This window comes from Kitasatospora sp. NPDC048545 (assembly GCF_040651155.1).
Classification (GTDB): domain Bacteria; phylum Actinomycetota; class Actinomycetes; order Streptomycetales; family Streptomycetaceae; genus Kitasatospora.
In genome coordinates, this window is record NZ_JBEZIQ010000114.1 from 1 (window position 1) to 9819 (window position 9819).

At 71.1% G+C, this 9819-nt stretch carries 7 protein-coding genes; 3 read left to right on the forward strand and 4 right to left on the reverse strand.

The annotated features are described in order from the left end of the window. A partial coding sequence (locus AB0D10_RS45305) for a hypothetical protein (protein ID WP_360268671.1) occupies positions 1-2398 on the reverse strand: 2398 nt, incomplete at its 3' end. Between the two features lie 577 nt (positions 2399-2975). On the opposite strand from AB0D10_RS45305, the gene AB0D10_RS45310 reads away from it, so the two are divergent. Both AB0D10_RS45310 and AB0D10_RS45315 read left to right on the forward strand, forming a co-directional pair. Continuing rightward, positions 2976-3110 (forward strand): hypothetical protein, encoded by a 135-nt coding sequence (locus AB0D10_RS45310; RefSeq protein WP_360268674.1) that lies wholly within the window; start codon positions 2976-2978, stop codon positions 3108-3110. After that, a complete protein-coding gene (locus AB0D10_RS45315; protein WP_360268676.1) occupies positions 3107-3319 on the forward strand; it encodes a hypothetical protein in 213 nt (70 codons plus the stop codon). Before AB0D10_RS45310 ends, AB0D10_RS45315 begins: the two co-directional genes overlap by 4 nt. A 46-nt stretch (positions 3320-3365) precedes the next feature. Here AB0D10_RS45315 and AB0D10_RS45320 read toward each other — a convergent pair whose 3' ends face one another. After that, complete coding sequence (locus tag AB0D10_RS45320; RefSeq protein WP_360268678.1) at positions 3366-3998, reverse strand: DUF4360 domain-containing protein; 633 nt, start codon at positions 3996-3998, stop codon at positions 3366-3368. A 416-nt stretch (positions 3999-4414) separates the two neighbouring features. Here AB0D10_RS45320 and dnaE point away from each other — a divergent pair, with 416 nt between their 5' ends. Next, positions 4415-7978, forward strand: coding sequence for a DNA polymerase III subunit alpha (dnaE, locus tag AB0D10_RS45325; RefSeq protein WP_360268681.1), 3564 nt, complete (start codon positions 4415-4417; stop codon positions 7976-7978). A 140-nt stretch (positions 7979-8118) separates the two neighbouring features. Here the strand turns inward: dnaE and AB0D10_RS45330 are convergent, their stop codons facing one another. Both AB0D10_RS45330 and AB0D10_RS45335 read right to left on the reverse strand, forming a co-directional pair. Then, positions 8119-8664 (reverse strand): hypothetical protein, encoded by a 546-nt coding sequence (locus tag AB0D10_RS45330; RefSeq protein ID WP_360268683.1) that lies wholly within the window; start codon positions 8662-8664, stop codon positions 8119-8121. 4 nt (positions 8665-8668) lie between these two features. Then, entirely contained in the window at positions 8669-9532 is an 864-nt protein-coding gene (locus tag AB0D10_RS45335; RefSeq protein ID WP_360268686.1) for a Crystal protein ET79, read from the reverse strand. Positions 9533-9819: the final 287 nt, after the last annotated feature.

A 9819-nucleotide genomic window follows, 5' to 3' on the forward strand; every position in this document is an offset into this window, starting at 1 on the left:
GCCGGCCGGCGGCGTGCTGCAGCGGATCGTCGGCGAGGGCCGCGGCGGTCTCCCGGCTGCTGTGCACGGTGTATCCCGCGGGCAGGCCGTGGGTGGCCTTGCCGACGGCCGCGGCCTCGTCCGCGATCAGCCTGGCCAGGCCGACCGGCCGGACCACGCCGCTGTCCCGCAGGGCCGACCTGACCCCTTCAGGGTCGACATCGCCGACGGCGAACCACTCGTTCACCCGTTTGGCGTCCGGCAGCCGTTCCCAGGCGGGGCCGGCGGGAACGACGACGAACGGCTTGCCCGGGTCCGGCAGCGCGGGGGTGGCGCCGACGGTCCCGGCGACGGTGAGACGCAGGTCATTGCCGTTGGGCGTGCGCACCCGGGACGCCCCTGTGCCGAGGCGCTTGGCCAGGTCGCGGCTGACCAGTGCGGGCACCGGGGTGTCCGGGCCGCCGGACGGCCCGGACAGCTTCGCCGGGTCGAATCCGCCGACCCCGAGGGTCCGGGCGATCTCGGCGTACGCCGCCGGATCGACCACCATCACCAGGTAGGCCTCGGTGTCGTTCTGGTCGGCACCGGTGATGCGGGCCTTGGGCTCGACCCGGACCGCAGTCGAGGACCGGACGCCCGGCAGGGCGCCGGCGGCCGTGGTGAACGGCTCGGTCAGGGTCGCGTAGTCCGGGAGGGAGACGCCGATGTCCCCGCCGGTGGCGATGCGCGCGGCGCGGGTCCGCACGTGATCGACGGTGTCGAGCACGGTGGCGCCGAACCCGGCCGTGGTGACGGCGATCAGCAGGGCGAGCTGGGGCAGCGCGGAGGTCCGGCGCCGGCCCGAGGTGTCCCGGGAGGCGCGGGCCAGGCCGAGGAAGCCGATCAGGCCCCGGCCGCGGCCGGCGAGGGCGGCCGACCAGCCGATCACCACCGGTTCGATCCGGGCCAGGACCAGCCCGCCGGTGACGGCGAGCAGCAGCGGCGCGGCGACCAGCAGCGGATCCAGCCCGGCGCCGGTGCCGACGCCCCGGCGCCTGACCTCCGCCACGGCCACGACGGTGACCGTCAGGACGGTGAGTTCGCCGACGAGTCGGCGTCGGCCGCCGACCGCCCGCGGGCGCGCCCACAGCAGGGCCGCGCGGGCCGGGAAGGCCGACAGGGTGATCAGCGTCGCGACCAGGGCTGCGAGCACCGAGCGTTCCCACCGGGGGGTGGGCAGCAGCACCAGGGCGAGGGCCGTTCCGAGCACGGCGGCCGGCAGGACGGTGACCGCACCCTCGCCGATCAGCCGTCGCAGCACCCCGGCGAGGGAAGCGCCGCGGGCCCGGAGCAGGCGGATCTCGGCGGCGCGACGGTCGGTGCCGAGGGCCGCGGCCAGGAACAGCACGACGACGGCCACGCCCGCGACACCGGCCGGGCCGATCGCGCTCAGCGGCATGGCGGCCCGGTAGCGGGCGTCCGCCCGGCCGAGGAGGTCGGGAAGGCCCGAGGAGGTGTGCAGGTCGGGGCGCCCGGTCGCGCCGGCCAGAGCGGTGGCGTCGCGCCCTGCCAGGAAGGAGCCGAGGATGCTGCGGGTGCGGTCGAGCCGGTCGGCGCGCAGCGACGCGGCGTCGACGGGCAGCCGCCAGAAGTTCTCGGCGCCCGAACCCCAGCGGGCCATCGCGGGCAGGCTGCCCCCGTCGACGAATCCGCTGGTCATCCAGTGCTCGTGCTCGGGGTCGGGCCTCAGGCAGGCGCGGGTCGGGCAGCCGAGGTCCTCCCAGAACGGGTCCTGGGGGTCGTTGACCCGGTAGAGGCCGACCACCACGGTGGTCCGCTCGGTGCCCGGGCCCTCGACGCCGTTGTCGATGACGTCACCGAGCTTGATGTGAATGGTCTCGGCGGCCTTCTTGCTGATCACGACCGGCAGCGGACCGCCGACCGCACCGGGGGCCGGCCAGCTGCCGTCGGTGAGGGTGGCCCGGGCGGCCAGGTCGTGCAGGTAGAGCAGGCCGAGGACCGGGTCGGTCCGCTTCTCGGCGATCCGGACGTACTCCGGGTTGCCCATGCCGTGGTCGGCCAGGGCGCGGGAGCCGTAGACCCTGCCCGACCGGGTCGGCGTCAGCTCACGGCCGAACGCCTCGACCAGGGTCTGCTGCACCCGGTCGAGCGTGGCCGCCCCGTCGTCGTCGCGGACCCTGGAGGTGGTCTGCAGGCTGGTCTGGTTGATGCCGTTCCGGCCGACGAAGTCCTGGAGCGCCGCATCTGCGCCCCGGTCCGCGATGCGGGGGAAGGCCGCCGTCAGGAAGACGGTGACGAACGCGAGGGCCGCCATGAGCAGCGCGGCCGCCGGGCTCGCCCGCAGTCTGGTGCGGACCCAGCGTGCGGGGCGGTGTGCGGTGTCGGGGGTGGGCACGCGGGTGCCGGCCCGGGTGGTCACATCTCCTCCACGAGGCGCAGCCGGGCCGCCGGGTCGCTGAGCCTTCCCCCGGCGACCTCGTCGTCGAGCCGGGCTTCGAAGCCGAGCACCATCGTCCTCCCCCGGTCATGTCCCCGGCCGTGTCCCGACCCCACCCGGCCCCACCCGGCGATCCGATCCGGCCACAAACCGGGCGTGGACGAACACTTCACGGGCACACAAGCGCAATGATCGCCGGCAATTCGATCACCGGATAGCGGACGATGCTGTCAGATTCGACCCGGGAACGGAAGGGACTTGCGCGAATCACCCGCACAAGGAACGCATTCCCTTCATTGGCGGGATCCTCGCTGGCGACAAGCGAGTTGACACACCGTGCACAATTCCCGACTCCGGTTTCACCACCCGCCCCCGACCAGCGAACTTCCCGTCCGGGAATTCCCCGCCCGGAACGGTGAACCCGCGAAACCACCTCGGCCGTTACCCCGGACGAAATCGGGCAGCCACCGCCCGCGGGAATACTCGGCAGGACGCAGCACCAGGCCGCCGACACCGCCAGTGGGGAACCGTCGCGGCCGACACCGCCGACCTGAACGACGTGCGCACCCACCGAGCGCGGGTCAGGGAACGCCTCACCCTCCAGGGCGGGTTGACCGTCGACAACGTGCTGGAGACGCAGGACGGCCCGCCGCGGCTGCTCGTCCACGGCGCCTCGACGCCGAGGGCCAGGTGACGGCGGCCGGCGAGGTCGTCGTCGGAGGCGACCTCGACACCACGGGCATCCTGCGGGTCCACGGCGAGTCCCGCTTCGTCGGGAAGGTCAACGCCAACGGGCACCTGTCGGTCCGCAACGAGGGCGTCTGGATCATGCACACGAACGACGGGAAGGTGTCGATCGCCGGCGACCTGCGCGTCCACGGGGCGTTCCGCGCCGACAGCTGACGGACGTGACGTGACGGGCGCCCCCGCCGATCGCGGCGCCGGGAGGTCAGTGACACCGCTTCCAGGCGAGGCGGTACACGGTCTTGATGCTGCCGTCCGTCGAGTCCATCTCCAGGAAGCTGGTGGCGCCCGGGCTCGACGTTCCGGCCTCGACCCGCAGTTCCGTGTCGATGTCGAGGTTGCGCGTCTGCCCGCAGGGGGCGAAGACCCGGGCGGCGACGTCCACGGTGTCGGTCTCCTGCCAGTTGCCGGTGAACCCGCCCTCGAAGTGATGGGTCGAGTCGGTGGTGCGGGCGCTGCCCTGGAAGTGGTAGCTCGCCCGCTGGGTCCCGGACGCGCCGGGCGCCAGCGACGCGAAGCCGCGGTAGGTGGCGGACACGACCGCATAGGTGTAGCCACCGGGGACGTGCACGAGAAGGCCGAGCTGACAGTTCTTCCGGTAGTCGGTCGGCGCCGTCCCGGGCCCCACCTTGGCGGTGTAGTTGCTGTAGGTGACCGTGAAGGCGGTGTTGTCGGGGGCCACGGACACGGCGGCCGTCCCCGCCGGGCAACCGGACCCGTTGACCGCCACGCTCTCGATGACGATCGGGGCCGGCGGCGGGACCGGTTTGCCGCCGAGGCCCGATGAGCCGAACAACGATGCGGCGACACCAGTTGCGGCCAGCGCGCGGAGCACCATGGGATTCCCTTCCGTCGTCCACGGACCCGGGGCGGGCGTCGCGTTCCGGCCCGACCCCGGATTTCACGGGGGCATCGCATCACACGTTGCACCCCCGCACACAGAAGGTGACGCCCCGGTCACTCGGACGGCTTCGGGATTGCAGCCCGGCCGTACCCACGCGTCCCGGCCGTCCGCTCCGGCCAGACGGTGGCCCGCCGACCCGCCGTCACACGTGTCACCACCGGCGGTTCAGCGATGTGCGGGGCCTCCTCCCGGTCGCCGGTGGTCGGGCCCGCCCGGTCAACGCCCCGTCCAGGAGGTGGGAGAGAATCGTCAAGGTCCCGGCCCCGAAGGCCCGGCACCGGCGTGTCGTCCGGGCCGACCCACTAGCCTGGGCCGCTTGCCAGCCCGAGCCCCCCGAGGAGCACAGCGCCGTGTCCGACAGCTTCGCGCACCTGCACGTCCACACCGAGTACTCGATGCTGGACGGGGCGGCGAAGAACGGCAAGCTGTTCGCCGAGGCGCAGAGACAGGGCATGCCCGCCATCGCGATGAGCGACCACGGCAACATGTTCGGCGCGTACGAGTTCTTCCACGCGGCGGCGAAGACCGGGGTGAAGCCGATCATCGGCATCGAGGCGTACGTCGCACCGGCCTCGCGCTTCCTGAAGAAGCAGGTGTTCTGGTCCCCCGGCGGCCAGCGCCCGAGCGGCGCCGACGGCGAGGGCGGCAAGGACGTCTCCGGCGGCGGCCGCTACACCCACATGACCATGTGGGCGCAGAACGCCACCGGTCTGCGGAACCTCTTCAAGCTCTCCTCGCTCGCGTCGATGGAGGGCTACTACATGAAGCCCCGGATGGACCGCGAGCTGATCGCCGCCAACGCGACCGGCATCATCGCCACCACCGGCTGCCCTTCCGGAGAGGTGCAGACCCGGCTGCGGCTGGGGCAGTACGACGAGGCGGTCAGGGCGGCCGGCGCCTACCAGGACATCTTCGGCAGGGAGAACTACTTCCTGGAGCTGATGGACCACGGCCTCTCCATCGAGAGGGACGTCCGCGAGGACCTCCTCCGGCTGGCCAAGCAGCTGAACATCCCGCTGCTGGCCACCAACGACTCGCACTACGTGACCGCCGACCAGGCGGACGCCCACGACAGCCTGCTCTGCGTCGGCGTGGGCAAGAACAAGGACGACCCGAACCGCTTCAAGTTCAACGGCTCCGGTTACTACGTCAAGACCGCCGAGGAGATGCGCGAGCTCTTCCGCGAACTGCCGGAGGCCTGCGACAACACGCTGGCGATCGCCGAGCGGGTCGAGTCGTACGAGGAGGTCTTCACCTACGTCGACCGGATGCCGCAGTTCGACGTGCCCGAGGGAGAGACCCAGGCCTCGTACCTGCGCAAGAAGATCGAGGTCGGGCTGCAGCACCGCTACGGGGACAGCCCGAGCCAGGAGGTGCTGGACCGGATCGAGCTGGAGATGGGCGTGATCACCCCGATGGGGTTCGACGCCTACTTCCTGGTGGTCGCCGACATCTGCCAGTACGGGCGGGACAACGGCATCCCGGTCGGGCCGGGCCGCGGTTCGGCGGCCGGCTCGATGGTCGCCTACCTGACCGGCATCACCCAGCTGGACCCGCTGGAACACGACCTGCTGTTCGAGCGCTTCCTCAACCCGGAGCGCATCAACCCCCCGGACGTCGACATCGACTTCGACGACCGCCAGCGCGACCAGATGGTCCGCTACGTGACCGAGAAGTACGGCGCCGCGTACACGGCCCAGGTGAACACCTTCGGCACGATCAAGGCCAAGGCCGCCGTGAAGGACGCCAACCGCATCCTCGGCTACCCGTTCTCGATGGGCGACCGGATCACCAAGGCGATGCCTCCGGACGTCATGGGCAAGGGCGTCCCGCTCGCCGACCTCTTCGACGAGAAGCACGCCCGCTACAACGAGGGCACCGAGATCCGGGCGCTCTACCAGAACGAGCCCGACGTCAAGAAGATCATCGACACCGGGCGGGGCATCGAGGGCCTGATCCGCGGCACCGGTGTGCACGCCGCCGCCGTCATCCTGTCCTCCACCCCGCTGCTCGACCTGATCCCGCTGCACATGCGGGACAAGGACGGCGTGATCATCACCGGCTTCGACTACCCGTCCTGCGAAGCCATGGGCCTGATCAAGATGGACTTCCTGGGTCTGCGGAACCTGGGCATCATCGACCACTGCATCAAGATCGTGAAGGCCAACCGGGGCATCGACGTCGACATCGAGAAGATCCCGATCGACGACCCCACCACCTACCAGCTGCTGGCCCGCGGCGACACCCTGGGCGTGTTCCAGCTCGACGGCGGCCCCATGCGCGCCCTGCTCAAGCTGATGAAGCCCACCGAGTTCGCCGACATCTCCGCCGTCTCCGCGCTGTACCGGCCCGGCCCGATGGGCATGAACTCGCACACCAACTACGCGCTGCGCAAGAACGCCCAGCAGGAGATCGTCCCGATCCACCCCGAGCTGGAGGAACCGCTCAAGGACGTCCTCGGCCCCACCTACGGCCTGATCGTCTACCAGGAGCAGGTCCAGCGAGCCGCCCAGGTGCTGGCCGGCTACTCGCTCGGCCAGGCCGACCTGCTGCGCCGCGCGATGGGCAAGAAGAAGAAGGAGGTGCTGGAGAAGGAGTTCGTGCCCTTCCACGCGGGCTGCAAGGAGCGCGGCTACTCCGACGCGGCGATCCAGGCGGTGTGGGACGTCCTGGTCCCGTTCGCCGGCTACGCGTTCAACAAGTCGCACTCCGCCGCGTACGGCCTGGTCTCGTACCAGACCGCCTACCTCAAGGCCAACTACCCGGCCGAGTACATGGCCGCGCTGCTCACCTCCGTCGCCGACGACAAGGACAAGATGGCCGTCTACCTGGCCGAGTGCCGGCAGATGGGCATCAAGATCCTCTCCCCCGACGTCAACGAGTCGGTGGTCGACTTCACCGCTGTCGGCAGTGACGTCCGCTTCGGCCTCAAGGCGGTGCGCAACGTGGGCGTGCCGGTGATCGAGTCCCTGGTGCGCACCCGCGGGGAACAGGGCAAGTACACCTCCTTCGCCGACTTCCTCGACAAGGTCGAGCTGGTGGTCTGCAACAAGCGCACCGTCGACTCCCTGGTCAAGGCGGGCGCCTTCGACTCGCTCGGCCACACCCGGCTCTCGCTCAGCACCGTCCACGAGAGCGCCATCGACGCCGTCACCGGGGTGAAGAAGCAACAGGCCATCGGCCAGGACGACCTGTTCGGCGCCCTCGACACCGGCGACGACGGACCCGGCATCGGACTGGACTTCCAGCTCAGCGAGAACGAGTGGCCCCGGCGCCAACTCCTCGCCCTGGAACGCGAGATGCTCGGCCTCTACGTCTCCAGCCACCCGCTCGACGGCGCCGAGCACATCCTCTCCCAGAACCGCGACACCTCGATCGCCGAACTCCTCGGCTCCGGCCGCTCCGAGGGCGAGGTCCGCCTCTCCGGCCTGATCACCGGCGTCGACCGGCGCATCAACAAGGCGGGCAACGCCTGGGCGATCATCACCCTTGCCGACCGCGACGGCTCGGTCGAGGTGCTGTTCTTCCCCGCCACCTACAACCTGATGGCCGAGCAGATGATCGAGGACAACGTGGTCTCGGTCCGCGGCCGCCTCAACGAGCGCGACGGCTCACTGAGCGTCTTCGGCCAGGAGATCACCACCCTCGACGTCTCCTCCGCCGAACTCGGCACCAAGCCACCCGTCCACATCACCGTCCCCGCCTCCCGGATCACCCCCGAAGTCGTGGCCGAACTCAAACTCGCCCTCCAGGCCCACCCCGGCGACGTGCCCATCCGGCTGCTCACCACCAACTGGGACAAGAACACCCTCTACGAGCTCGGCTTCCTGGTGAACCCCGACAACGGCCTGGCCTCGGACATCAAGACCCTCCTCGGCAACCGCGCCTGGGCGGGCGCGGCCATCAGGTCCTGAGCCCCGCCGCGGCGCCCCCGGGGCCCACCGGCGTTCGGCGCCGAGGGCCGGGGAACGGGCGTACGTGCTCCCGGAGGACGTCCCGGGAACGCACGGGTGCCCCCGACCGCGTGGCGCGGTCGGGGGCGGCGGGAGATCCGCTACGCGTGGGCGTTGACGAGGTACCAGTAGTAGATGCCCGTGGCCATGACGGCGGCGTTCGCGGCGTTCAGCGCGAGGTAGCGGCCGGTGGCCCGGTTCTGGAGCGCGACGGAGCCGCTGGGGCCGGCGACGGCCGTCCAGCCGAACGCGTCACCGTTGCCCCAGTTCGCCTCCACGGCCCCGTTGTCGTCCTGGAGGCTGCCGTGGAACTCGACGTTCTCGAGCCCGACGACGCCGCCGCTGACCCGGGCGGTCCACAGGGCGTGGCTGTACTGCTGCGCCCCGTACCAGAGCCTGCTGGTCTGGGCGACGATGTCGTTCCAGCCGTTCTCGCCCAGCCACTGGTCGGGCGCCTGCTGCGGTGCGAGGACATAGGACTGGCCGTCGTCGATGTTCGCCTGCGCGACGGCGGCCCGGACCCGGACGGCGGGCGGCGCAGGGGCGGCAACGGCCTCGGCCGTGGCCACCGGCACCAGGGTCAGGGCGGCGACGGCGGCCGCGGTCAGGGCCTTGAAGCCCGGCCGGGTACGGAGGAGACCTCGCATCGGATCAGCCCTTCCGCACGGTGAAGGTGACGAAGGCGTTGTCGCCGCTCCCGCCGTCCTGGCTGCAGGTGTAGCCCTGGGGGACGGTGCAGCTGTACTTGTTGCTGCCGACGTACGGGTTGTCCCACCAGATCTCGACGTTGCCCACGTTGAACAGGTTGTAGACGGCCCTGCCCTCGGTCCCGGTCATGAAGCCGTTGGACTCCGACTGCCAGTGGCCGTTGTCCATCGGGAACACCCGGTCCTGCGGCAACAGGTTCTCGCTCCAGGTGCCGTGGTCGAGCACGGAGGAGGTGCGCTCCAGCACGCTCGGCGTGCGGTTCTGCAGCGTCACGAAGGTGCTCCTGACCGCCGAGGCGACGGCGGGGGCCTGCTCGGCCTGGCGGTCGGCGGCCACGCCGGCCGGGGCACCGCCGATGGTGAAGGCCACCGAGGCGTTGTCGCCCTTGCCGCCGGTCCAGCTGCACGTGTAGCCACCGGGGACGGTGCAGCTGTAGCTGTTGCTGCCGGCGAACGGGTTGTCCCAGTGGATCACCGCCTCGCCGGTGCGCAGCTGGTACCGTACCTCGCCCTCGGTCCCGGTCATGAAGCCGGAGGACTCCGAGCTCCACGAGACCTTGTCGGCGGCCTTGATGGCGTCCGGCGGGGTCACGCTGCCCCAGACGCCGTGTGACAGCGAGGTGTAGTTCCGGTAGATCACGTCCTTGGTGCCGTTGTAGAGCGACACGTCGGTGCTGCGCGCCGCCTGCGCCACCGCCGGTCCCTGGGCCGCTTGCCGACCGTCGGCGGCCGAGGCCGCGGGGGCCGCGGAGAGCAGCAGCGCGCCGACGGCCACCGAGCCGAGCACTGCCTTCTTGATCGTGTTCACGGAGCGGATCCTCCTTGATCGGTGCTGCGCCGACCGGGTGGTCCGCGCTGAAGTCCACGGTGGCCGACCGCCATTGACGGTCCATAAGCATTCCGTTGAGTACCGCCGCCCGCTCCCGGCCGAGCCGACCGTGCCGGCCTGCCGGCCGCGTCCTCCGAGGCGACTGCTACTGATCGTCCGGCGCTGATCGTCCGGCGCACGCGTGCCCGACGGTGGGGCGTCACCGTCGGCGCCCGGGCCGCGAGCAGTTCCAGCACGGCGAACTCCTTGCGGGTCAGGACGAGCAG